Annotated in this window: 25 protein-coding genes and 1 pseudogene; 16 read left to right on the top strand and 10 right to left on the bottom strand. The window is 71.5% G+C overall.

What is annotated here, in order from left to right:
* Positions 1-29: 29 nt before the first annotated feature.
* The 7 genes from OHA55_RS00890 to OHA55_RS00860 all read left to right on the top strand — a co-directional run bounded on the left by OHA55_RS00890 (position 30) and on the right by OHA55_RS00860 (position 6,195).
* Positions 30-875, top strand: a complete 846-nt coding sequence (locus OHA55_RS00890; protein WP_266701811.1) for a HipA family kinase — start codon at positions 30-32, stop codon at positions 873-875.
* A complete protein-coding gene (locus OHA55_RS00885) occupies positions 872-1,255 on the top strand; it encodes a DUF3037 domain-containing protein (protein ID WP_266701809.1) in 384 nt (127 codons plus the stop codon). Before OHA55_RS00890 ends, OHA55_RS00885 begins: the two co-directional genes overlap by 4 nt.
* Positions 1,256-1,510: 255 nt before the next feature.
* Positions 1,511-2,272, top strand: coding sequence for a 3-oxoacyl-ACP reductase FabG (gene fabG / locus OHA55_RS00880; RefSeq protein ID WP_266701807.1), 762 nt, complete (start codon positions 1,511-1,513; stop codon positions 2,270-2,272).
* A gap of 20 nt (positions 2,273-2,292) precedes the next feature.
* Complete coding sequence (locus tag OHA55_RS00875) at positions 2,293-3,048, top strand: SDR family oxidoreductase (RefSeq protein WP_266701805.1); 756 nt, start codon at positions 2,293-2,295, stop codon at positions 3,046-3,048.
* 115 nt (positions 3,049-3,163) lie between these two features.
* Positions 3,164-4,741, top strand: a complete 1,578-nt coding sequence (locus tag OHA55_RS00870; RefSeq protein ID WP_266701803.1) for an ABC transporter substrate-binding protein — start codon at positions 3,164-3,166, stop codon at positions 4,739-4,741.
* Positions 4,742-4,823: 82 nt separating this feature from the next.
* Entirely contained in the window at positions 4,824-5,516 is a 693-nt protein-coding gene (locus OHA55_RS00865) for a uracil-DNA glycosylase (protein WP_266701802.1), read from the top strand.
* Positions 5,517-5,715: 199 nt separating this feature from the next.
* Positions 5,716-6,195: a hypothetical protein gene (locus OHA55_RS00860; protein WP_266701801.1), complete on the top strand. Its 480-nt coding sequence runs from the start codon at positions 5,716-5,718 to the stop codon at positions 6,193-6,195.
* A gap of 82 nt (positions 6,196-6,277) precedes the next feature.
* On the opposite strand, the gene OHA55_RS00855 is transcribed toward OHA55_RS00860, so the two are convergent.
* Positions 6,278-6,721, bottom strand: coding sequence for a hypothetical protein (locus OHA55_RS00855; protein ID WP_266701800.1), 444 nt, complete (start codon positions 6,719-6,721; stop codon positions 6,278-6,280).
* A 264-nt stretch (positions 6,722-6,985) separates the two neighbouring features.
* Between OHA55_RS00855 and OHA55_RS00850 the strand changes: the two genes are divergently transcribed.
* Entirely contained in the window at positions 6,986-7,888 is a 903-nt protein-coding gene (locus OHA55_RS00850) for a Gfo/Idh/MocA family protein (protein WP_266701799.1), read from the top strand.
* A 200-nt stretch (positions 7,889-8,088) separates the two neighbouring features.
* On the opposite strand, the gene OHA55_RS00845 is transcribed toward OHA55_RS00850, so the two are convergent.
* Genes OHA55_RS00845 through OHA55_RS00835 form a run of 3 tightly spaced genes read right to left on the bottom strand, consistent with a single transcriptional unit; the run spans position 8,089 to position 10,459 of the window.
* A complete protein-coding gene (locus OHA55_RS00845) occupies positions 8,089-8,331 on the bottom strand; it encodes a non-oxidative hydroxyarylic acid decarboxylases subunit D (protein ID WP_266701798.1) in 243 nt (80 codons plus the stop codon).
* A gap of 50 nt (positions 8,332-8,381) precedes the next feature.
* On the bottom strand, positions 8,382-9,809 hold the full coding sequence (locus tag OHA55_RS00840) for a non-oxidative hydroxyarylic acid decarboxylases subunit C (protein WP_266701796.1): 1,428 nt from the start codon (positions 9,807-9,809) through the stop codon (positions 8,382-8,384).
* A 53-nt stretch (positions 9,810-9,862) separates the two neighbouring features.
* Complete coding sequence (locus tag OHA55_RS00835; RefSeq protein ID WP_266701794.1) at positions 9,863-10,459, bottom strand: non-oxidative hydroxyarylic acid decarboxylases subunit B; 597 nt, start codon at positions 10,457-10,459, stop codon at positions 9,863-9,865.
* Positions 10,460-10,564: 105 nt separating this feature from the next.
* Here OHA55_RS00835 and OHA55_RS00830 point away from each other — a divergent pair, with 105 nt between their 5' ends.
* Entirely contained in the window at positions 10,565-11,458 is an 894-nt protein-coding gene (locus OHA55_RS00830) for an AraC family transcriptional regulator (protein ID WP_266701792.1), read from the top strand.
* A 43-nt stretch (positions 11,459-11,501) separates the two neighbouring features.
* Here OHA55_RS00830 and OHA55_RS00825 read toward each other — a convergent pair whose 3' ends face one another.
* The 3 genes from OHA55_RS00825 to OHA55_RS00815 all read right to left on the bottom strand — a co-directional run bounded on the left by OHA55_RS00825 (position 11,502) and on the right by OHA55_RS00815 (position 14,078).
* A complete protein-coding gene (locus OHA55_RS00825; RefSeq protein ID WP_266701790.1) occupies positions 11,502-12,263 on the bottom strand; it encodes a dienelactone hydrolase family protein in 762 nt (253 codons plus the stop codon).
* 412 nt (positions 12,264-12,675) lie between these two features.
* Positions 12,676-13,170, bottom strand: a complete 495-nt coding sequence (locus tag OHA55_RS00820) for a helix-turn-helix domain-containing protein (RefSeq protein WP_266701788.1) — start codon at positions 13,168-13,170, stop codon at positions 12,676-12,678.
* A 182-nt stretch (positions 13,171-13,352) separates the two neighbouring features.
* The gene (locus OHA55_RS00815) at positions 13,353-14,078 is read right to left on the bottom strand and encodes a dienelactone hydrolase family protein (protein ID WP_266701786.1); all 726 of its coding nucleotides are present in this window, start codon (positions 14,076-14,078) and stop codon (positions 13,353-13,355) included.
* Between OHA55_RS00815 and OHA55_RS36440 the strand changes: the two genes are divergently transcribed.
* Together OHA55_RS36440 and OHA55_RS36435 are read left to right on the top strand one after the other, a co-directional pair.
* Positions 14,077-14,508, top strand: a complete 432-nt coding sequence (locus tag OHA55_RS36440) for a transposase (protein WP_323180354.1) — start codon at positions 14,077-14,079, stop codon at positions 14,506-14,508. The genes OHA55_RS00815 and OHA55_RS36440 overlap by 2 nt on opposite strands.
* Positions 14,460-15,012 (top strand): annotated as a pseudogene (locus OHA55_RS36435) (IS5 family transposase). Before OHA55_RS36440 ends, OHA55_RS36435 begins: the two are co-directional and overlap by 49 nt.
* On the opposite strand, the gene OHA55_RS00805 reads toward OHA55_RS36435, so the two are convergent.
* The 3 genes from OHA55_RS00805 to OHA55_RS00795 all read right to left on the bottom strand — a co-directional run bounded on the left by OHA55_RS00805 (position 14,967) and on the right by OHA55_RS00795 (position 18,142).
* Entirely contained in the window at positions 14,967-15,662 is a 696-nt protein-coding gene (locus tag OHA55_RS00805) for a VWA domain-containing protein (RefSeq protein ID WP_266710374.1), read from the bottom strand. The pseudogene OHA55_RS36435 and the gene OHA55_RS00805 sit on opposite strands and share 46 nt — an antisense overlap.
* A 126-nt stretch (positions 15,663-15,788) precedes the next feature.
* Positions 15,789-17,018 carry an amidase family protein gene (locus OHA55_RS00800; RefSeq protein ID WP_266701784.1) on the bottom strand — a complete coding sequence of 410 codons (1,230 nt, stop codon included), beginning with the start codon at positions 17,016-17,018 and terminating at the stop codon, positions 15,789-15,791.
* Complete coding sequence (locus tag OHA55_RS00795) at positions 17,015-18,142, bottom strand: acetamidase/formamidase family protein (RefSeq protein WP_266701782.1); 1,128 nt, start codon at positions 18,140-18,142, stop codon at positions 17,015-17,017. The genes OHA55_RS00800 and OHA55_RS00795 overlap by 4 nt, the downstream gene beginning before the upstream one ends.
* A gap of 76 nt (positions 18,143-18,218) precedes the next feature.
* On the opposite strand from OHA55_RS00795, the gene OHA55_RS00790 reads away from it, so the two are divergent.
* The 5 genes from OHA55_RS00790 (at position 18,219) to OHA55_RS00770 (ending at position 23,163) form a co-directional block, all read left to right on the top strand.
* Complete coding sequence (locus tag OHA55_RS00790; protein ID WP_266701780.1) at positions 18,219-18,872, top strand: GntR family transcriptional regulator; 654 nt, start codon at positions 18,219-18,221, stop codon at positions 18,870-18,872.
* Positions 18,873-19,061: 189 nt separating this feature from the next.
* On the top strand, positions 19,062-20,405 hold the full coding sequence (locus OHA55_RS00785; protein ID WP_266701778.1) for an amidohydrolase family protein: 1,344 nt from the start codon (positions 19,062-19,064) through the stop codon (positions 20,403-20,405).
* 209 nt (positions 20,406-20,614) lie between these two features.
* The gene (locus OHA55_RS00780) at positions 20,615-21,169 is read left to right on the top strand and encodes a DUF1097 domain-containing protein (RefSeq protein ID WP_266701776.1); all 555 of its coding nucleotides are present in this window, start codon (positions 20,615-20,617) and stop codon (positions 21,167-21,169) included.
* Positions 21,166-21,603 carry an oxalurate catabolism protein HpxZ gene (hpxZ, locus tag OHA55_RS00775; protein ID WP_266701774.1) on the top strand — a complete coding sequence of 146 codons (438 nt, stop codon included), beginning with the start codon at positions 21,166-21,168 and terminating at the stop codon, positions 21,601-21,603. Before OHA55_RS00780 ends, hpxZ begins: the two co-directional genes overlap by 4 nt.
* Positions 21,604-21,705: 102 nt before the next feature.
* On the top strand, positions 21,706-23,163 hold the full coding sequence (locus OHA55_RS00770) for a cytosine permease (protein WP_266701772.1): 1,458 nt from the start codon (positions 21,706-21,708) through the stop codon (positions 23,161-23,163).
* Positions 23,164-23,167 lie beyond the last annotated feature (4 nt).

Genomic DNA, 23,167 nt, shown 5'->3' with positions numbered 1-23,167 from the left:
AAGGTTGAAGAGATTGGTGACCTGGGAAAGTGCTGGAAAAGGTAGTGGCGACCCGCTATATCACACCTCTGCGTGAGGGTGGATCGCTCCCCGGGATCGTCGAGGCCGACGACCTCGGTACGTACGTCATGAAGTTCACCGGGGCGGGCCAGGGCCGCAAGACCCTGGTCGCGGAGGTCATCTGCGGGGAGCTGGGCCGCCGCCTGGGGCTCCGGGTGCCGGAGCTGGTGACCATGCAGCTCGACCCGGTCATCGGGCTCGGCGAGCCCGACCAGGAGGTGCAGGAGCTGCTGAAGGCGAGCGGCGGTCTGAACCTCGGGATGGACTACCTCCCCGGTTCGCTGGGCTTCGACCCGCTCGCGTACCACGTCGACCCCGTGGAGGCCGGGCGGATCGTCTGGTTCGACGCGCTGATCAACAACGTCGACCGGTCCTGGCGCAACCCCAACATGCTGGTCTGGCACGGCGACGTCTGGTTGATCGACCATGGCGCCACGATGATCTGGCACCACAACTGGCCGGGCGCTGAGGCGTCCGCGGCCAAGCCGTACAACGCCTCCGACCACGTCCTCGCGCCCACCGGCCCGGACATCGCGGCAGCCGCCGCGGCCCTGGCCCCGCTCGTCACGGAGGAGCTGCTCACCGGGGTGGCCGCCCAGGTGCCCGACGAGTGGCTGGCCGGCGAGCCCGGCTTCGACTCGACGGACGCACTGCGGCGCGCGTACGTGGCGCCCCTGCTGGCCCGCGCCGCCACCATCCACGAGCGCATCGTCATGGACGCCCCGGCGCCGACCGGCCCGTCCAAGGCCCCCGGCTGGCTCGCCGACCGCCTCGCTCCCAGGGTGCGGACGACGGAGAACGGTGAGAGCCGATGAGTACGCGCGAGGTCTTCGAGTACGCGCTGCTGCGCGTCGTCCCCCGCGTCGAGCGCGGGGAGTGCTTCAACGCGGGTGTGCTCGTCTACAGCCGGGCGCACTCCTTCGTCGCCGCCCGTACCCACCTCGACGAGGGCAAGCTGAGGGCGCTCGACCCGGCCGCCGACATCGTCGGTGTGCGGGCCGCGCTGCGGGCGGTGGAGAACGTCTGCGGCGGCGGCGACGCGGCCGGGCAGGCGGCCGGCGACGACGCGGGCCGGCGGTTCCGCTGGCTGATCGCTCCCCGCTCCACGGTCGTGCAGCCGGGTCCCGTGCACACCGGTCTGACGCTCGACCCGGAGGCCGAGGTCGAGCGCCTGCTCGATCTGCTGGTCCGCTGAGGACCCCGTACCGCACCCCCCGAAGGGGCCGCCCGCGACTGTCGCGGGCGGCCCCTTCGCCGTCTCCTTCGGGTGTGACATGCACCCCTGGGTGTCGTGGCCGTTGACACCGAGTGCCAGGGCTTCTAGCGTCGCAACCACCACAGTACTAAGCGCTTGCTCAGTCAACGGGGCCGTGGACCGTACCGGGAGTGTCCGGTGCGGCGACTCACCGGTGCCGGCTGGGCCGCGATCCAACGGCGAGGAGAACCCAGCATGTCCACCACCGAGCAGCGTGTCGCCATCGTGACGGGAGCGGCGCGAGGCATTGGGGCCGCGACCGCCGTACGCCTGGCGGCAGAGGGCCGCGCCGTGGCCGTACTCGACCTCGACGAGGCCGCCTGCAAGGAGACCGTCGAGAAGATCACCGCCGCGGGCGGCACCGCGCTCGCCGTCGGCTGCGACGTGTCGGACGCCGCGCAGGTGGAGGCCGCCGTCGCGCGCGTCACCGCCGAGCTCGGTGCCCCGACGATCCTGGTCAACAACGCGGGCGTGCTCCGCGACAACCTGCTCTTCAAGATGAGCGAGTCCGACTGGGACATCGTGATGAACGTTCACCTCAAGGGGGCGTTCCTGATGGCCAAGGCCGTCCAGAAGCACATGGTGGACGCCAAGTTCGGGCGCATCGTCTCGCTCTCCTCCTCGTCGGCGCTCGGCAACCGCGGCCAGGCCAACTACTCGGCCGTCAAGGCCGGTCTCCAGGGCTTCACCAAGACCCTCGCCATCGAGCTCGGCAAGTTCGGCATCACGGCCAACGCCGTCGCGCCCGGGTTCATCGTGACGGAGATGACCGCCCAGACCGCGGCCCGCGTCGGCATGGGCTTCGAGGAGTTCCAGGCCGCCGCCGCCACCCAGATCCCCGTCCAGCGCGTGGGCCGCCCCGACGACATCGCCAACGCCATCTCCTTCTTCACCGGCGACGACGCGGGCTTCGTCTCCGGCCAGGTGCTGTACGTCGCCGGCGGCCCGCTCAACTGACCCGAAGGACGAGGGACATCATGACTGTGCAGGACAGCGGGAAGGTCGCGCTCGTCACCGGGGCGAGCCGGGGCATCGGGTACGGCGTCGCCGAGGCGCTCGTCGCCCGCGGCGACCGGGTCTGCATCACGGGCCGCGGCGAGGAGGCGCTCAAGGAGGCCGTCGAGCGCCTGGGTTCCGACCGGGTCATCGGCGTCGCCGGAAAGGCGCACGACGAGGCGCACCAGACGCAGGCGGTCGAGCGGACCATGGAGGCGTTCGGCCGGGTCGACTACCTCGTCAACAACGCGGGAACGAACCCGGTGTTCGGCCCCCTGTCGGAGCTCGATCCGGCCGTGGCGCGCAAGGTCTTCGAGACCAACGTGATCTCGGCGCTCGGGTTCGCCCAGCGGACCTGGAAGGCCTGGCAGGCGCAGAACGGCGGGGCGATCGTCAACATCGCCTCGGTGGCCGGGATTTCGGCCTCGCCCTTCATCGGCGCGTACGGCATCAGCAAGGCCGCCATGATCAACCTGACGCTCCAGCTGGCCCACGAGTTCGCGCCGGTCGTCCGGGTCAACGCGATCGCCCCGGCGGTCGTGAAGACCAAGTTCGCCGAGGCGCTGTACGAGGGCCGCGAGGCCGAGGTGGCTGCCTCGTACCCCATGGCCCGACTGGGAGTTCCGGAGGACATCGGCGGTGCCGCCGCCTTCCTCACCTCGGAGCAGGCAGGCTGGATCACCGGGCAGACGCTCGTGATCGACGGCGGAATCTTCCTGAATGCCGGAGTGGGCTGAGGGGCCTGCCACGGTTCGCCCCGATTGAAGCAAGTGCCCTGCCGGGCCTGGTGATTGACCCGGTGGGGCACTGCGGTATGGTCTGCCGACCCATGGCTGATCGAGGAGCGTGCACGTGTTCTACCGGGCCAGTCTGCAGGCTGCTGCAGCCCTAGCATCTCTGTCACTCGTCACCGGCTGCAGTGTCTTCTCCGGGAGTGGCTCGGACGTCGACCAGCACATCTCGGTCGGGACGACCAGCTCGCCCTCGACCCTGGACCCCGCGGGAGCCTGGGACAACTCCTGGGAGCTGATGCGCAACGTCTTCCAGACCCTGGTGTCCTTCCCCACCGGCAGCACGAGCCCCGAGCCCGACGCGGCGGAGTGCACCTTCACCGACTCCACGAGCATGGCCTACCGCTGCACGCTCAAGAAGGGCCTGAAGTTCTCGGACGGCGAGGCGCTCGACGCCGAGGCGGTCAAGTACTCCATCGACCGGATCGTGACGATCAAGGCCAAGGGCGGCCCGCTCGGTCTGCTGGGCTCGCTCGACCGGGTGGAGACCAAGGGCGACGACCTGGTCGTCTTCCACCTGAAGAAGTCCGACGCCACCTTCCCCTTCGTCCTGGCGACCCCGGCCATGTCGATCGTCGCGCCGCACCAGTACCCCAAGGACAAGCTCCGTACCGGCAACTCGATCACCGGCTCGGGCCCGTACGTCCTCGACCACTACGAGCCCCACACCGTCGCGGAGCTGAAGAGGAACGACAGCTACAAGGGGTTCGCGGACCGGAAGAACGACTCCGTCACCATCCGGTACTACGAGAAGTCCGACGCGATGGTCGCCGCGCTCAGGGACGACAAGATCGACGCCACCTACCGCGGCCTCACCGCCGACGAGGTGATCGGCCTCCAGGGCGACAAGAAGGAGGACAAGGGCCTCCAGCTCGTCGAGTCCGTGGGCGCCGACATCCGCTTCCTGGTCTTCAACCCGAAGGACCCCGTCGCCGGCAAGCGGGCCGTGCGCGAGGCCATCGCCCGCGTCGTGGACCGGGACGCCCTCGTCGCCAAGGTTTACCAGGGCACGGCCGAACCCCTCTACTCCATCGTCCCGAAGGGCATCGCCGCCCACACCACCAGCTTCTTCGACACTTTCGGGGACCCCGACGTGAAGAAGGCGCGGGACGTGCTCGCCGACGCCGGGATCACCGAACCGGTCGAGATGACCTTCTGGTACACCACGGACCGCTACGGTTCCTCGACCGCGCCGGAGTTCGAGGAGATCAAGCGGCAGCTGGAGAAGTCGGGACTCTTCAGGATCACGCTGAAGAGCGCGCCCTGGGCCACCTTCCAGGAGGGCTTCAACAAGGGCGACTACGCGGTCTTCGGCCGTGGCTGGTTCCCCGACTTCCCGGACCCCGACAACTTCGTCGCGCCCTTCGTCGGCAAGGAGAGCGCCACCGGGGGCATGTACGTCAACAAGAAGATCACCGACGAGATCCTGCCCGCCTCGCGCAAGGAGAGCGACCGCGGCGCGGTCAGCAAGCAGTTCGCCGAGGCCCAGCAGATCCTCGTCCAGGACATTCCGCTGCTGCCGCTCTGGCAGGGCAAGCTCTACATCGCGGCCGGCGAGGACATAGGCGGCGGCGAGCGCGCCCTCGACCCGCAGACCGTCATGCAGATGTGGGAGCTCTACCGCAAGGCCAGTTGGTAAATCCGGCGAACGGGGCACCCCGGCCCGCTGTCAGAGGGGCCGGGTAGGTTCTTTTCCAAGAACCGATTGCTCCCCGGAGGTTGTGCACGTGACCGACACCGACCTGCTGCTGCCCGAGTCCTGGCGCGGCGTCCTCGGCGACGAGATGCAGAAGCCCTATGTGAAGGAGCTCGCGGACTTCGTCGAGGAGGAGCGGGCCAAGGGGCCGGTGTACCCGCCGCGGGACCAGGTCTTCGCCGCTCTGGAGGCCACGCCCTACGACCGGGTGAAGGTCCTCGTCCTCGGCCAGGACCCGTACCACGGCGAGGGCCAGGGCCATGGGCTGTGCTTCTCCGTGCGGCCCGGCGTCAGGACGCCCCCCTCGCTGCGCAACATCTACAAGGAGATGCAGGAGGAGCTCGGCCTCCCCGTACCGGACAACGGCTATCTCATGCCGTGGGCCGAGCAGGGGGTACTGCTGCTCAACGCCGTCCTCACCGTGCGCGCCGGCGAGGCCAACTCGCACAAGAACAAGGGCTGGGAGAAGATCACCGACGCGGTGATCCGCGCCGTGGCCGAACGCCCCGAGCCCGCCGTGTTCGTCCTCTGGGGCAACTACGCGCAGAAGAAGCTCCCGCTCATCGACGAGTCCCGCCACGTGGTCGTGAAGGGCGCGCACCCCTCGCCGCTCTCCGCGAAGAGGTTCTTCGGGTCGCGGCCCTTCACCCAGATCAACGAAGCCGTGGCCGCCCAGGGCCACGACCCCATCGACTGGCGCATCCCCGACCTCGGCTGATCCCCGGAAGACCCGGCGCCCCCCGGCCGACCGGGGGCGCGAGGGAGGGCCGCCGTGCGAGCGGCCCCGCCCCTGCCGCGCCTGAGCGTGTTCGCGCACCGGTGCGGCTAGGGTGTGCCGTCAACGTGTCGTTGTTCGGCCGGAGGCCGGCCCCCGCACCGCGGCCCCGTTGCCGCACACCCGCACGAGGGAGTCCGCAGTGGCGGAGCAGCAGCAGTCGTCGACGGACGCCGTCGCCACCCGGATCGGCCAGGCCGTCATGCTCCTGCACGGAGGGGACCGCGAAGAGGCCCGTAACCGGTTCGCCGCCCTCTGGTCCGAGCTGGGCGAGGACGGCGACGCACTGCACCGCTGCACCCTCGCGCACTACATGGCCGACACCCAGGACGATCCCGGTGACGAACTCGCCTGGGACCTGCGCGCCTGGAACGCGGCGGCCGAGGGGCTGACCGGGGAGCGGCCGGCCGCCCGCGAGGACCTTCTCGCCCTGCACGCCTTCTCCCCGGCGCTGCACCTGGGCCTCGCCGCGGACTACCTCGGGCTCCGTCGTCCCGAGGCCGCCCGCCACCACCTGAACCGCGCCCGGAAGGCGGCGGACGCGCTCCTCGACGGAGGCCGCGGAAACGGCGTCAGGACCGCCATCGAAAGGCTGGAGGTGCGGCTCCGCGGAGAACGCTGAGCCGCACGCACCCTTTCGGCCACCGTGAGGGGCCGACCCGGCCAACTCGGCCAACTCGGCCAACTCGGCCGACCCGGCCGTCTCAGTGGCCGTAGGCCTGGTCGCAGATCCTGGACTGCGGGCTCCCGGCGGACCACCCCCCGATACCGCGCCCGAGCGCGCAGACGCCCTTGCCGGACGTCGTCACCCGGGGCAGACCGGACACCGACAGCGTGGGAAGCGCGGCGGGCGGGCGCGGTGGTGGGTGGGCCGCCGGGGGAGCGGCGCCCGGTGGCGGTACGTCCGGCCGGGGCACAGGAGCCGGGGCCGGGTAGGCCCGGCCGGACGCGGACGGGGAGGCCACCGGCAGGGCGTCCAGCGCCTCACGGGCCGGCGGCTGCCCGATCTGCGGCTCCACCTCCTGGACGGGGCCCCTCGACGCCGCCGGCGGAGATCCCGGCCCGCCGGGGTTGACCGTCACACAGCCGGACACCGTGGCGACAGCCACGCCCACGAGGACGGCCATGGTCATTCTGGTTCGTTGCACCCGGTCACTCTGCGGGTGAGCAGTGCATTACGGGAGTCCGTACGCGCCAAATGCCCCGCACGAGTGACCCGGTCAGCGCGGTGCGGACCGGCGCCCGTTCGCACGGCGGAACGATCACCACGGGGTGAACGGGCCACCCGTTCGCGTCGGTGCGTGTCCTCGGTGCGTTCGGTGCACCGAGGCGGTCCCGACCGGCCACCGCCGCCGCGCCCGTATGCTGCCGGGGATCAAGGAACGGGCGTACGACGAAGTGAGGGAGTATTCGTGAAGGTCGGCTGCATCGGACTCGGCGACATCGCGCAGAAGGCCTATCTGCCCGTGCTCACCGCACTGCCGGGGATCGAACTGCACGTGCAGACGCGGACCCCCGCCACGCTGGACACGGTCGCCGCCGCGCACCGGATTCCCGCCGAGCGGTGCCACACCACCCTGGACTCGCTGCTGGAGCAGGGGCTCGACGCCGCGTTCGTCCACGCCCCGACGACCGTCCATCCGGAGATCACCACCCGGCTGCTGGAGGCAGGCGTCCCCACCTACGTCGACAAGCCGCTCGCCTACGAACTCGTCGAATCCACCCGGCTGGTGGAGCTCGCAGAGGAACGCGGCACCAGTCTCGCGGTCGGCTTCAACCGGCGTCTCGCCCCCGGCTACGCGCAGTGCGCCGACCACCCGCGCGAGCTGATCCTGCTGCAGAAGAACCGGGTCGGGCTGCCCGAGGACCCCCGGACGATGGTGCTCGACGACTTCATCCACGTCGTGGACACCCTGCGCTTCCTGGCGCCGGGCCCCGTCGACCAGGTATCGGTACGCGCCAGGATCGAGGACGCACTGATGCACCACGTGGTCCTCGAACTGTCCGGCGACGGCTTCACCGCGATCGGCATGATGAACCGCCGGGGCGGCTCCACCGAGGAGATCCTCGAAGTCTCCGGCCAGGACAGCAAACGGCAGGTCCTCAACCTCGCGGACGTCATCGACCACAAGGGCCGGCCCAGCCTGCGCCGCCGCGGCGACTGGGTGTCCGTCGCCCGCCAGCGCGGCATCGAGAGCTGCGTTACCTCGTTCCTCGACGCCGTACGCACCGGCGTGACGCTCAGCGCGCGGGACGCCCTCGCCACCCACGAACTGTGCGAACGCGTGGTGCTGGAGGCGCTGGAACAGGCGTAGGACCTTTCGTCCGGATCGTGCCGGGCCCGCGTGCCCGGGTGCCGCACCTCGCGGCGTTGTCCGGACGAAAGGCCCTGAGCACAGTCCGCCGGCAGCCGCGGAACGGCCCCGGCCGGGCCGCGGCTGCCGAGGGGACGGAAACCGCTGCCCGGCCGGGGGACGGGGCCGCGGTGCGGCGACTCCCGTGAGGTGACCGGACGTCAGCCGGCAGTGCGCAGCGGCGGGACCGCCGGGACCTCGATGGCGTTCTCGATGTCCGCGAGGGTCAGCTTGAACTGCTCGGGATAGGCGTCGCGCCGGGTCCGGCGGGCCGGCTCCGTGGTGCGCCAGGTGTACAGGCACTGGCCGCACTGGAGCAGGTCCCAGACGCCGGGCACCGGCGACGTGGCGAGCGTGCCGATCGTCTCGAAAGCACAACGGGGGCAGATGACGGGGGAGTTCACGACAGGTCCTTCCGGGGGGAGGGGGAACGGTGGTCGACGGGCCGCGCGGGTCAGCCGCGGGCCGCGATCAGCTTCTGGAGCTTCGCCGCCCACTCCTGGGTCTCCGGCAGGTCCTTGGCCGGGGTCGAGAAGTTGCCGCGCACGTCGGGGGAGACCGGCGTCGTCGCATCGATGATCATCTTGCTGGTGATGCCGGCCGGCTGGGCGGCCGGAGCCAGCTCCAGGACGGACAGGTTCGGAATGATGACCACGTCTTCCTTGGGGTTGACCTTGGCCGACATCGACCACAGCACCTGCGGCAGGTTGAACGGGTCGACGTCCTCGTCCACCAGGATCACCTGGGCCACGTAACCCAGACCGTGCGGCGTCGTCATCGCCCGCATGCCGACCGCCTTGGCGAAACCGCCGTACCGCTTGGCCGTGGAGATGATGACCATCAGCCCGTGCGTGTACATGGCGTTGACGGCCCGCACCTCGGGGAACTCGGCGCGCAGCTGCTTCAGCAGCGGCACACAGGTGTTGGGGCCGACCAGGTAGTCGACCTCGGTCCACGGCATGCCCAGGTACAGGGACTCGAACACGGGGTTGGTGCGGTAGGAGACGCGGTCCACACGGATGACCGGCATACGGCGCCCGCCCGAGTAGTGACCGGTGAACTCGCCGAACGGGCCCTCGATCTGGCGCTTGCGGGACTCGATGACGCCCTCGATGACGACCTCACTGCCCCACGGCACGTCGAAGCCGGTCAGCGGCGCGGTGGCGATGGGCGCCGGCGCCCCGCGCAGGGCGCCCGCCATCTCGTACTCGCTCTGGTCGTACGCCATCGGCATACCGGCCACCACGGTGATCACCGGGTCGTTGCCGAGGGTGATCGCGATCGGCAGGTCCTCGCCCTTCTCCTCCGCCTTGCGCAGGTGCTGGGCGATGTCGTGCATCGGGACGGGCTGGAAGGCCAGCCGGTCGGTCCCGATCACCTGGATGCGGTACGTACCGACGTTCTGCTTGCCGAAGTTGTCCGGGTCCTCCGGGTCGCGGGACACCACGGCGGCCTTGTCCAGGTAGAACCCGCCGTCACCGTCGTTGAGACGGAACAGCGGCAGCACGGAGAAGAGGTCGACGTCCGCGCCCTCCTGGGTGTTCTCGCGCCAGGGCGCGTCCTCGCGCCGCTCCGGGGCGACCGGGAACGCGTCCCAGCGGGCGGCGAACGTCTCCACCTGCTCCTTGACCGGGGTGTGCTTCGGCAGCCCGAGCGCGAGAGCGTGGTTGGCCCAGGAGCCGTGCACGTTCATCGCGATCCGGGCGTCCGTGAAACCGGTGACGTTGTCGAAGTACAGGGCCGGGGCGTTCTCGCCGATGCGTCCCGTCGCGTTGGCGGCGGCCGCCAGATCGGGTTCCGGCAGCACCTCCTCGGTGATGCGCAGGAGCTGTCCCTCCTTCTCCAGTGTGGCGAGGAAGCTGCGCAGATCGTCGTAGGCCATGAGGGCTCCAAAAGTGGTGGTCGGTAGAGGAATGCGTCGCGGGCCCAGGGGCCTCAGGGCGCGGCCTGCGCGGCGGCGGCGCGCGCGGCGCGCATGCCCTCCCAGCGCCTGGCGGCCGGGGCGGGCAGATCGAACTGGTCGAGGATCCGCGCGGTGATGTGGTCGACGATGTCGTCGACCGACCGGGGGTGGTTGTAGAAGGCGGGCATCGGCGGCACCATCCGCACGCCCATCCGCGCCAGCGCGAGCATGTTCTCGAGATGGATCTCGCTCAGCGGAGTCTCGCGCGGCACCAGGACCAGCCTGCGCCGCTCCTTGAGTACGACGTCGGCGGCCCGGGCCACCAGACCCTCCGCGTAACCGGCCCGGATGCCCGCGAGCGTCTTCATGGAGCAGGGCACGATCACCATGCCGTCGGTGCGGAACGAACCGGAGGAGATGGTCGCGCCCTGGTCGTCGGGGCTGTGCACCACGTCCGCGAGCGCGTTCACTTCCGAGACCGGCCGGCCGGTCTCCAGCTCGATCGTGGCGCGCGCCCAGCGGGACAGGACGAGATGGGTCTCCACGTCCGGCAGCTCCGCCAGATTCTCCAGCAGCCGCACGCCGATCACGGCCCCCGTCGCCCCGGTCATGCCCACGATCAGCCGCACCGCTCACTCCTTGCACCTCGATGACCTGCGGGAATGCCCGCGGGGTCGGTGCTCTCCACGCTAGGAGGCAGTTCGCCGAGGGCAGCGGTACCCTCGGGACTCACGATGGGAAGAATCGGACAACCTGAGGTCCGGGACCTCGACTACACGGCCGCGGTGGGCGCGCCCACCGGCGTCGAGGTGGTCGAGCTGGCCGGCCTCCACGGCCGCTCCCGGCGGCACGGCAACGACCCGTACGCCCCGCTGCGCCCGGCCTTCCACCAGCTGATCGCGGTCCGCGCCCGCCCTCTGCGGATGGCGGTCGACTTCGTCGAACACGAGCTGCCGCCCGGCTCCTGGCTCTGGATCCGGCCCGGCCAGGTACAGCGCTTCGGCCCGGACCTGGTGACGGCGGACGGCACGGTCGTCCTCTTCCAGCGCGGCTTCCTTCCCCCGGCCACCGTGGCCGCCGCCCACATGGACCCGCCCTACCAGCAGGAACCGCTGCTGCCCACCGGCACCGACGCGGAGGCGCTCGGCCGGGGGCTGGACCACCTCGCGTACGAGTACGGCGCGATGGCCACCCTGCCGCTCGACTCGCACGTCGAGGTGCTGCGCCACCTGGTGTCCGTGCTGGTCCTGCGGCTCGCGACGGTACGGGGCACCACACGGCGGCCCGGACCGGTGAGCGAGGTGTTCCGCCGGTTCCACGACGCGGTGGAGCGCGACCACGCGACGACCCGGCGGGTCGAGGACTACGCGGCCGCGCTCGGCTACAGCCCCCGCACCCTGACCCGGGCGACCCGGGCGGTGACGGGGGCCGGCGCCAAGCAGTTCGTGGACGAGCGGGTCCTGCTGGAGGCCAAGCGCCTCCTCCAGCACAGCCGCCTCCCGGCGAAGGAGGTCGCCGGGAGACTGGGCTTCGAGGACGCGAGCGACTTCACCAAGTTCTTCCGGCTGCGGACGGGAGCGACCCCGGCGGCGTTCCGCGCCCAGGCGCTGGGGCGCGGGGGCCCGTAACCCCTGGTGGGGGTGGGGCGTCGGGCGCGCGGAGCGCGGGGGCTCAGAGGGTGCGGGCGAACAGGCCGAGGAGCGCGCTCCAGTGCCGGTCGGCGGCCCGCTCGTCGTAGGCGTCCGTGTCGGCCATGGTGAAACCGTGCGAGGCGCCGGTGTAGACCTCGGCGCGGTGGCGTACTCCGGCCGCGGTGAGGGCCTGGTCAAGGGTGGCCTGCGCCTCGGGCGGGTTGGCGGAGTCGTTGTCGGCGTGGCCGAAGTAGAGCTCCGCGGTGATTCCGGGAGCGAGGAGGTGCGGGCTGTCGGCGTCCGGCGTCGCCAGCCCCGCCCCGTGGAAGCCTGCCGCCGCCGCGACCCTCTTCGGGTGACTGCCCGCGGTGAGCAGGGCGAGCCGGGCGCCCATGCAGTATCCGGTCACCCCCACCGCACGGTCCTCCGTCTCGGGCCGCGCCTGAAGCCATGTGAGGTAGGCGTCCGCGTCGGAGGCCACCACCTCGGGCGTCAGCCCGCCCATCATCGGGCGGATCCGCCCGAACAGCGCCGCACGGCCGTCTCCGGCGATGTGGTCGGGGAGCTCCACCACCGGGGCGCGGCCGTGCCGGTGGAAGACGTTGGGCACGAGCACCGCGTATCCGGCCCCGGCGAGGCGGTCGGCCATCGACCGCAGGTGGGGGCGGAGACCGAAGGCGTCCATGTAGAGCAGGACGGCGGGGTGCGGGGCGCCGTCCGCAGGGTGCACGAACCAGGCGTCGGCGGCGCCGTCGGACGTGGGGACGTCGACGCTCGTGCCGGTGATGGCGCATTCGGCCATGGAGCACTCCTTGTCGGGGCTGTCGACGCTGCCGGCGGATCCGTTGCCCGGCGGCGTCCGGGAGGTCCGGGCGACACGGTGAGGGTGTCGCCGGGCTGTGGAGACGAAGGCCATCGGGTCGTGCGGGGGCTCGGTGCCGACGGCCGGAGCCTGGGGACATTCTGCACGGACCGTTTCAGCACCTGGGTGACCGGGTTCATGAACGGGTCGATGCCGGTGCGCGGCTCGGTGCGGCCGGACACCTTCGGCTGGTGGACGTCATATGCGGCAAGGTGGGCCAGGGCGCCCCCGCGTCCGTACCCCGTAGGTGTGGTTGACGCGCATGGCGCGGGCCTGGCCCGGGGCGAGGGTGGGGTGGCAGCGGCAGCGGGACTGGATGGAGGTCTTCCCGTCGGCGCTGACGACGTACTCGTCAGCGTGGAGCGGGGTGCCCTGCCAGGTGCGGGCGTACAGGTCCAGCACACGCTGGGGCTTTGGCGCGGAAGGCAGGGTCGGTGATGAAGATCCAGGAGCGGTGCTGCCAGGGCTTGAGCGCGTCCTCGGCCAGCCGGCGGCGCACAGTGGGCGCCGACACGAACGCGGCGATGCCCCGCTGGATGACTTCATGGTTCAGTTCCGGGCATGACCAGCGCGACAGCGGCACTCCGCTCTCGGCGGGCGGCCAGCAGGCCAGTGCCTCGGCCTCGGCGACCTGCAGCGACGTGAACGCCGGTCGGCGGCCGCAGCGTTGACGGTCTTTGAGCCCCGGCAAACCCTGTTCGGTGAACCGGCCACGCCAGCGGCGCACGGTGTCCAGGTGCAGCCCCCTCTCCTGGGCGATACGCACATTGGAGCGTCCGCGCGCGGCGTGCAGCACCACCTGTGCACGCACCCGCAGCCGGTGCTCGGTCTCTTGGCCGTAGGCCATCTCCTTCAGCCGCGCGCGTTCGGCGGCACTCGGGGCTATCGGGCAGGCAGTGCGGAGGGGCATGGCGGGAGAGCCGATCGGCCGAAGTGGATCACTGGCAAGCCGCAGTTTCCTCGCCCGCGTAGGCAGTGGAGCCCAGGCATCACGGCGGTCACCGGGCGTCCGAGCATGGAGTGACCAGTTCACTCCGTCACGGGCAGACATTCGGCGAGCAGGTCGACGACGTCGCGCCAGGCTCGCTGTGCGTGCCGTGGGTGGTAGCCGACGCCGGGGCGCACGGTGTGGTCGACCGACGGGTGGTGAAAGGCGTGAAGGGCGCCGCCGTAGACCGCCAGGCGCCAGTCGACGCCCGCGGCCTGCATCTCGGCGGTGAACGCCTCCCGCTGCGCGGGGGACATGATCGGGTCTTCCGACCCGACCCCGGCCCATACCGGGCAGCGAATGCGCGCCGCCTCGCCCGGTCGGCCCGTGATGAGCCCGTTGACTGTCGCGATCGCGCGCAGGTTGACACCGTCGCGCCCGAGTTCCAGCCCGACGGCGCCTCCGGTGCCGTAGCCGACGGCGGCCATCCGATCGGGGTCGGTCCGCGGTTCGGTGCGCAACACGTCGAGCGCCGCGTGGCCGATGCCCCGCATCCGGTCGGGGTCGGCGAGCAGCGGCATGCAACGAGCCATCATCTCCTTGGGGTTTTCCAAGTAGCGTCCGCCGTGGAGGTCGAAGGCCAGCGCCACATATCCCAGCTCGGCGAGAGCATCGGCCCGTTGGCGCTCGACGTCACTGAGCCCCGTGCCCTCCGGTCCGACCAGCACCGCGGGCCGGCGGTCGATACCGGCCGGGAGCGCGAGGTGCCCGACCATCGTCAGACCGTCGGCCGGGTACTGGACCGTGCGCGTGGTAATCGTCGTCATGAGACTGGACCGTAGTGATCGTCGGGTCCGATCGGGCGGGATTCGCCGCTGGCAGAACAGCGCGGGTGTCCCTCTGAAATGCGGTGGTTGCTCCCAAGATCCGTCACAACTCCCGTTCCCACGGCAACACCTGCCCCGGCACCACGCACGACACAGGTTCCAGAGCCAGCCCCCGCAGGATGGGGATCGGCAGGTGTTGGCCGCCATCGTGTTCGTGGCCACGGCAGGTTGCGCGTGGCGGCAACTGCCACCAGGCTTCGGGCCGTCCGGGACAACTGCGCATCGCCGTTTCGCCGAGTGGTGCAGAGCTCCCGTGTGGGGCAGGCTGCAGCGCCTGGTACTGGACGAGCTCGGCGCGCGCGGTGAGTTGGACTGGTCGCGGTGCGCGATCGACTCGGTCAGTGTCCGGGGCCTCAAAGGGAGCGGTTGACGGGATCGAATCCGACCGATCGTGGCAAGAGCGGATCGAAAATCCATCTCATCGTCGACCGTAACGGCCGGCTGATCTCGGTGGGCATCTCAGCCGCCGACTTGCACGACAGTCAGGCCCTGATCCCGCTGATGCGCGGCATCCCTCCGATCCGCTCGCGCTACGGGCCACGGCGCCGAGGTCCGGCCAAGCTGCACGCGGACAACGGCTACGACTTCGACCACCTGCGCCGATGGCTCCGCCGCCGACAGATCACGCCGCGGCATCGCCCGCCGCGGCATCGAACCCTCCGATCGTCTGGGACGTCACCGCTGGGTCGTCGAGCGAACAATGTCCTGGCTCAATGGTTGCCGTCGTCTGCACCGTCGCTACGAACGCAAGGCCGAGCATTTCCTCGCCTTTGTCGGCATCGCCGCGATCCTGATCCGCTACCGCAGGGTCACGGCGGAGAGCACGGATCACCCCAGCGTCCGCCGGCGTGAACTTCTCACCCAGCGCGCATAGGGCTTGATCATCCCGTACTGCATGAAGGTGTCCATGCCGACTGATGTGTCCATGTCCCACGAGGTGTTGTAGTGCGCGTTCGTGATGCTCGGGCGTTCCCGGCGCACGTCGTCCAAGCGGTCCAGCACCGACCAGGACATCTCGTCCAACTGGGCGAAGAACTGCCAGAACAGCGGCTTGCCCGACGCCTTCTCCAACTGCCTGGCGACACGACTGTCCTCGCCCTCCATCGACTCCACGTGGAAGAGCACAAGGACCGGTACACGGGAGCCCTCATACTCCTTCCGCAGCACCTCCATCGCACTGGCGACACTGCCGCCTTCGAACAGCCCGTACTCCCCTATCGAACGGGCCAGCGGATTGCCGTTCTCACTGGACTTGCCGAATACAGGGCTCCTCGCCAGGACGGCCCAGTCCGCGATCCACGCCTCGAGAGAGCCGCTCTTGATCGCGGGGAGGCGTTGACAGTCGGCCCCGTAGATCCAGACGTCCGGCGGGCTCGAATCCAAGGCACCTGCGATGCGTACGCCTCGGCGCACCGTTCGCCAGATCCGCTCCCCCTCAAACGGCCCCCGGTACCCCCCGGACAACACCAAGACGACCTTGGACTGCCCCTTCCTCAGATGGCTGACCCGAGCCGCCAAGCGCATCAATATCCCCACTCCGGGAGGCTAGCTCGTCAGCCACCTCACCAACAGCAAATCCGCCTGCCCCGCTGACTCCCCTCCATCAGCAGCACGACCAGGCGCACGTCAATGCGCCTAATGAGACGTCCACTAAGCGCGGCGGGGCTCCATCGACATGCCTGCGGCGATGAGCCGTTCGTCCCCGCCCGGGACGGTCAACAGGCAGAGTCCCACCGGCAGTCCTTCCGACCGGGGACCGGGGACGGTCAGGGCAGGCAGCCCGCCCAGACCCGCCAGGCACGTCAGCGCGAGCAGGGCGTCACGGTCCGCCGACGACGTGGAGGCGTGGGCCGGTGCGGGGGTCGGCGTGGCGGGAATCGCCAGTACGGCACCGTCCAGCCGACGGCCGAGCCACCGCGCGACGGCCGAGACGCGCGCCCGGGCGGCCTCCTCGCGGGCGCCGTCCACCCCGGCGGCGATCCGCAGCCTCTCGGCGACGTGGGGGCCGAAGGCCGGACGGGCCCGCGTCACCCACGGGCCGTGGGCCCGCCAGACCTCCGCGGCCTGCACCGTCTTGAAGGCGTCCCGTGCCTCGGTGTGCGGGACCGGGGCCAGGCCGTCGAAGAGCGGGGAGCGGTCGAGCGGCAGGTCCAGTCCCTCCACGAGCCGGTCGAGGGCGGGCGCCAGCGCCGCGCGGACCGGGCCGGTCGCCAGGGACCAGAGGTCGGCCGGGGCGAGGACCCGGACGGGCGCCCGGTCGTCCGCCTCCGTACCCGCCAGCAGGGCAGCCGCGGCGTCCCGCAGCAGGGGCAGCGAGCGGGTGAGGAGGCCCGGGGTGTCGAACGAAGGGGCCAACGGGCTGATACCGGTCCGGTCGGCGCGGGCGTGGCTGGGGCGCAGCCCGTACAGGCCGCAGTAGGAGGCGGGGACCCGGATGGAACCGGCGGTGTCCGTGCCGAGTCCGATGTCGGCGAGGCGTCCGGCGACGGCCGCGGCGGTCCCGCTGGAGGAGCCGCCGCAGAGATGCCCGGGCGCCGCCGGATTGGCGGGTGCGCCGTAGTGGGCGTTGGTTCCGCCCAGGCTGTAGGCGAGTTCGTCGGTGTGGGCCTTGCCCGCCGGGACGGCTCCGGCGTCGATCAGCCGGCCCAGGCAGTCGGCGTGACGCGTGGCGGGTACGGCTTCCGCGAGCAGGAGCGGGTGGCCGTTGCCGGTGGGCGTGCCCGCGAGGTCGATGACGTCCTTGACCGCGATCCGGGCACCGGACAGCCCTCGTCCCGCGGCGGGTTCGGGCAGGCCGGCCACGGGCAGCCAGGGGACGTACGGCCCGATCAGCGGCAGCGGAGCGGGATCCGCGGCGGGCGAGGTGCGGACGGAGGTCATCGGGTCGGCTCCTTCGAGGCGGCTGCGCCGGTGAGCAGGGGGTGCAGATCAGCCTTCGGCAGGCACACATGGACGCCCTTCACCCGGTCGACCACCTGCGATATGCGCAGGTCGACCGCCGCGCTCAGATAGGCGAGCGCCACGGCGCCCGGCAGTGAGCAGCGTTCGGACAGGTAGGCGAGGGCCGACCGGGTCGCCTTGCGGACGGCTTCGTCCAGATCCTCGTCCAGGCCGGTCACCAGGTAATGGCCGGCGGTCTCGGCGTACGGACCGGCGAGCCGGGACGCGAGCTGCCGGGCGGGCGCGTCGCTGTGGAGGGTCAGCCGGAGCGTGGCACGCAGCGGGGCCTCGAAGGCGGTGAGCGCGACCTCCCCGTCGCCCTGGGAGAAGTGCGGGTCGCCCGCGTAGAACATGGCCCCGGGCACCTGGACCGGCAGGAAGAGGCGCGACCCTTCACCCAGGAGCCGTATGTCCAGGTTGCCGCCGTGCGCGCCGGGCGGCACGGAGTGGACGGGCGAGTCCGTCGCGGGAGCGACGCCCATGATGCCGAGGAAGGGGGCGAGCGGGAAACGGATGTCGCGCCCGTCGCCGACCGGGAGCCGTCCGCGGCCGTCCGGGTCGACGTGGGCGACCAGGGACACTGCCGGTACCGGGAGTCCGTCCTCGTGGTCCGGCCCCGGTACCGGGTACTCGCCGGGCAGCGCACCGCGGCCGTGCCGGTTGCTGATCACCCCGTAGTCGGTACGCCGCCGCAGCCGCAGGACCTCGACCTCCAGAACGTCGCCGGGGCGCGCGCCGCGGACCGCGACCGGACCCGTGACCACGTGGGGACCCTGCACCCGAGGGTCGAACGGCTCATCGGACGCCGCTAGTTCGACGGCATCGCGGAGGATGTCCCGCTCGTGTATCCCGGCTTCGGCGAAGAACTTCACCGGGTCGCGCCCCTGGTCCGGCAGGATGCCCTCGTGGCTCGTGGTGTCGAGGCACACGACAGCGCCGGACTCCACCGTGAGTACGGGACGGGAAGCGGCGTTGGGGAGCAACCCCCAGGCGGTCGAACCGCGTTCCGCGGCGAGGTAGGCCGAACCTTCGGTCGCACCGTCGTGGGGCTGAAGTACGCTCATGGCGCTGACCTTTGCATACAACCGTTACAGGCCGGTTAACCCCTTCGCGTGCCGGCCCGAACCGAGAGGTGGAGCGATGGCCGAAGTCGGCACGGTGCGGAGGCGGGACACGGGGCAGTCGGTGTGCGACGCCCTCAGGAACGACGTCATCACCCGGGTGTTCGCCCCGGGGGACCGGCTCACCGAGGAACGGCTGGCGGCGCGCTACCGGGTCTCGCGCATCCCCGTACGGGAAGCCCTGCGCACCCTGGAATCGGAGGGGTTCGTGCACTCGCGACCCTACGGGGGCACGTTCGTGGCCGAGTTGGGCGACGAGGAGGCGGAGGACCTGCTGGGGATCCGGCTGCTCATCGAGCCGTTCGGCGCCGAGCGCGCCGCCACCCGCCGTACCGCGGTGCATCTCGCGACGCTCGAACTGCTGCTGGCGGAGGCCCGGGAGATCCTGGAGACGGGCTCCTCGTCCGGGCTCGCGGTCCTGAACACCCGCTTCCACCAGGTGCTCGCCGAGGCCTCGGGCAGCCCGACCATGGCGGCGCTCGTCGCCCAGCTCGGATACAAGATCTCGTGGGTGTATTCAGTGGAACTCCCCAGGCGCGCCCCGGACTCCTGGGCCGAACACGAGGCCATCGTCGAGGCGTTGCGTCGGCGGGACCCGGACGCCGCCCGCGAGCGGGTGGCCGACCACATCAGACGTGCTCAGGCCGCCTACCGCCTGCGCGGCAAACGCTGATGGACCCTCATGTCCCGGTTGTCGCCTGGTCCGGTGCGGCAGTGACGCGGCGCGCCGCTGCGAGATGTCGGAAACAGCGGCGTCACGCGAGACGCCGAAACCCGTAACCCGGCCTCTGTATACACCTTCTGGACGTCGCAGTGGCGTCGGCTCCGATCCGGAACTCCGGGCCGTCAGAAGGGGACAACCGTGTACGACCTCGTGCTGCGCCGCGCACTGATCGCCGAAGGCCGCCCGCCGGTGGACATCGCCGTCTCGGGCGGCACGATCGCCCTGGTGGGCGAGGTCGCCGCGGGGACGCCCGCAGGTGAGACCGTCGACTGCGGCGGACTCGTGGTCGTCCCCGGATTCATCGAGCCCCATCTGCACCTGGACAAGGCGCTGTTGGACACCCTGAGCCCCAATCCGGAGGGGACGCTGGCCGGCGCTATCGAGGTCACCGGCAGACTCAAGCGCGAGTTCACCCACGCGTCGGTCCGTGCCCGCGCGCTGCGGGTACTCCGGTGGGCCGTGGCCAACGGCACCACCCTGATCCGCGCACATCCGGACGTCGATCCGATCGGCGGCCTGACCGGGCTCGACGTGATGCTCGAACTCCGTGAAAGTCAGAGCCACTTGGTGGACCTCCAAGTCGTCGCATTCCCACAGGAGGGCATCGAGCGGGCGCCGGGCACCTACGACCTCCTGAGAGAGGCGCTCCGACGGGGAGCGGACGTCGTCGGGGGCTGTGCATACAACGAGACGGACGTCGACGCCTGTCGTCGCCACATCGACACCGTGCTCGGCCTCGCCGTCGAATTCGGGGTACCGGCGGACCTGCACGCGGACTTCGCCGACGACACCTCCGACGGCCGTTTCGCCCTCGCCGGGGCGATCGCCGACGCGACACGTCAGTACGGCCTCGGCGGCCGGGTGACGCTGGGGCATGTGACCTCGCTCGCCGCCCTTCCGCCCGCGGAGCGGGCCGAGGTCGTCGCACGGCTCGCGGAGGCGGGGGTCGCGGTGGTCGCGCTGCCCGCCACCGACCTGCACATTGGGGGACGCGGCGACGCACACGCCGTGCGCCGGGGCGTGACCCCGGTGCGCGAACTGATCGACGGCGGGGTGGTCACCTCGTACTCCTCCAACAACGTCCGCAACGCCTTCACCCCGTTCGGCAACGCCGACATGCTCGACATCGGCCTGCTGCTCGCCCAGACCTGCCACATGGGAAGTCCGGCCGACACCGCGCGGATCCTCGCCATGGCGACCACGGAAGCCGCCCGTGTCACCGGAGTCCACGAGGGCTACGGGATACACCCCGGCGCCCGGGCGGACCTGGTGGTGCTCGGCACCCGCCGCCACGCGGACGTACTGACCGACCGTCCGGACCGCCGGCTGGTCGTCAAGCGGGGCCGCGTCGTCGCCCGTACCGTCCGCACGACCGAACTCCTCGACGCACCGGATCCCGAGGCCGCCGACGCCCCGGACACCCCGGACGCCCCGGACGTGCTCGGCGATGACGCGGCATTCCGACGGGTCCGGGCCGCCTGAGCCCCGCCCCAGCCCCGCCCAGCCTCCGCCCCAGCACCAGCCCCGCCCCCGCCCCAGCACCAGCCCCCGCCCCAGCCTCCGTGTCCGCCGTCTGCCGTCTGCCGTCCGGCGTCCGTACGGCCCGTCTGGTTCCGGGCCCTCCGGGCCCGTCCGCCTCCCCCGCACCGCACTTCGTACCAAATCTCCCTTCGTCGTGTCAGGAGCACGCCATGAGTGAACGCATTCCGCACGAGATCACCGCGTCCGTCCTCGCCGCGACCACCGCCTTCGTCGGCGGGACAGCCCTCAACCTGCCGCCCTGGGCGATCTTCATCTCCTGGGCCGGACTGCACCTCATGGGCGGCCCCAGCCTCGCGAACGCCAAACGCCTCTGGGCGGCCATGCCGGTGGGTTCCGCTTTCGCCCTGGCCATCGTCCTCGTCGACCAGCACCTCGCCCCGCACGTCGGCGGTGGGCGAATGACCCAGAACGCCCTGCTCGGCGCGGTCATCCTGGTGCTGAACACCGCGCTGATGTACGCGGGCCGCCTCCGCCCGATCTCGCTGGTCCCGGGCATGTTCCTCGGATTCGCCTCGTTCTTCGCCACCTACTTCGGCGGCTTCGGCTACGACCACGGCAACGTCTGGGCAGCGTGGGTGAGCGTCGTCGCGATGAACGCGCTCGGCCCCGTCTACGCGTTCCTGGCCAACTGGGCGACCCTCGCCCGCGTCCCTGCCCCCACGGCCCACACCACCCCGGCCCCCGCCACCGCGGAGGTCCGGTGACCGTGACACGACCCGGGCCGCAGACCGAGGTTTCCCCGCCGCCCGCGTCCGGCGCGGTCAACCTGCCCGGAACCGTCGCCGAGGTACGCGCGCTGGCCGATGCCTACGAGGCGGCGCTCACCGGCAACGACGTCCCCGTCCTGGAGGAACTCTTCTGGGACGCGCCGCACACCGTCCGAGTCGGCGCCGGGGAAGAGCTGTTCGGCACCGAGGAGATCGCCGCCTTCCGGCGCGCACGCCCCACCGCCGGGCTCGACCGCACCCGGGTACGCACCGAAGTCACCACCTTCGGCACGGACATGGGCGTCACCACCACCCTGTTCGTCCGTGACGGCATCCCCGGAACGGGCAGGCAGACGCAGACCTGGCTCCGGTTCCCCCAGGGCTGGCGGGTCGTCGCCGCCCACGTGTCCCAGCGCCCGGCCACGGACTGACGCGCCGGGCCCATCGCCTCCCCCCGGCCCACCCCCCGGCCCACCGCCCGGCCGCGCGCCGCTCCCGCACGCCCCCGTCCGTACCCCCCGAAGGGACCTCGCATGGCCACCGCTGCCACGACCGACCGTGAACACCGCACCGCAGGCGAAGAGTACGAGCACACCGCCGTACCGGTCCACGCCAGGAAGAGCCTGCTCTCCGTGGCCGGAGTGTGGGCCGGCTTCCCGATGTGCCTCGGCAACGCCGTCTTCGGCGGCCTCATCGTCTACAACCTCGGCCTCGAACAGGGCTTCTGGGCGATCCTCACCGGCAACCTCCTCCTCTTCGCCTACGTGGGCGCCCTGAGCCACCACGCGGGACGGACCGGCCGCAGCTTCGCCCAGCAGGCCGCCGCGGTCTTCGGCCCACGCGGCCGCGCCCTGGTCTCCGGCTTCCTCGCCACCGTCGTCATCGGCTGGTTCTCCTACCAGGTGGGCCTCACCGGCACGACCCTGCACCAGGTCCTCGGCTGGGCCCCGCTGTGGGGCGCCCTCCTCGGCGCCGCCGTCTACATCGGCCTGACGGCCGCCGGTATCCGCGCCCTGTCCGCCGTCGGCCTGCTGGGCGTGCCGCTCTTCCTCGTCACGGCGGCGCTCGCCTTCTGGTACGCGGCGCGGGACGGCGCGAGCGTCTCCCAGGCACTCGCCTTCGAAGGCCACGCACACGGCATCACCTTCTGGTCCGCGGTGGGCATCGTCGTCGCCGGATTCGTCGACTCGGGAACCATGACCGCCGACTTCACCCGCTGGAGCCGGAACGGCCGTTCGGCCGTGTGGGCCACCGCGTCGGCCTTCCCCCTCACCAACACCGTCGCCTACCTGGTCGGCGGCGCGGTCGTCGCGACCGGGAGCGCCGTCGCGCCGGAGACCGACGGCGGCTCCTACCTCGGGCTGCTCGCCGGACACGGCGCCTGGATCACCGCACTCGCCGTGCTCTTCACCCTCACCAACCTCGGATCGGTCGCGGCGCACTGCCTCTACAACGCGGCGCTGGGATGGTCCGGGACGACCCCGCTGCGGATGCGTCCCCTCGTGCTGGTCCTCGGCGCACTCGGTTCCGTCGTCGCGCTGACCGGCGTGTGGAGCTCGATCGTCAGCTGGCTCCAGCTCCTCGGCATCCTGGTACCGCCCATCGGCGCCGTCCTGATCGTGCGGCAGACGGCGGACCGGCTGCGGTCACGCCGCGGTCACCGACCCGACGCCCACGCCGCACCCACCGCCGCCGGTGCCGACACCGGCGGAAACCGCCCGGCCGACGGGCCCGGATTCGTCCTCCCCGCGCTGGTCGCCTGGGCGGCCGGAGCGGTCGCCGCGTGGATCCTCCACCACGTGTCTCCTGGCTCGGTGGACGCCGTTCTCGGCTTCGGCGTCGCGGCCCTCGTGTACGCGGCCCACCTGCGGTACGGAGCCCACCTCCGGCGGCCCCGGTACGACACGGGCACCGCCGCCGTGAGCACCCCGGTGGCGGGGACGGCCGCCAGGGACCTCACGGGGGAAGCCGCCGACCCCGCCCGCGTCTGAGAGC

It is taken from the genome of Streptomyces sp. NBC_00102 (assembly GCF_026343115.1).
In the GTDB taxonomy this organism is placed as follows: Bacteria; Actinomycetota; Actinomycetes; order Streptomycetales; family Streptomycetaceae; genus Streptomyces.
Note: the sequence above shows the minus strand (reverse complement) of the source record. Positions and strands in the feature narration are given on the sequence as shown.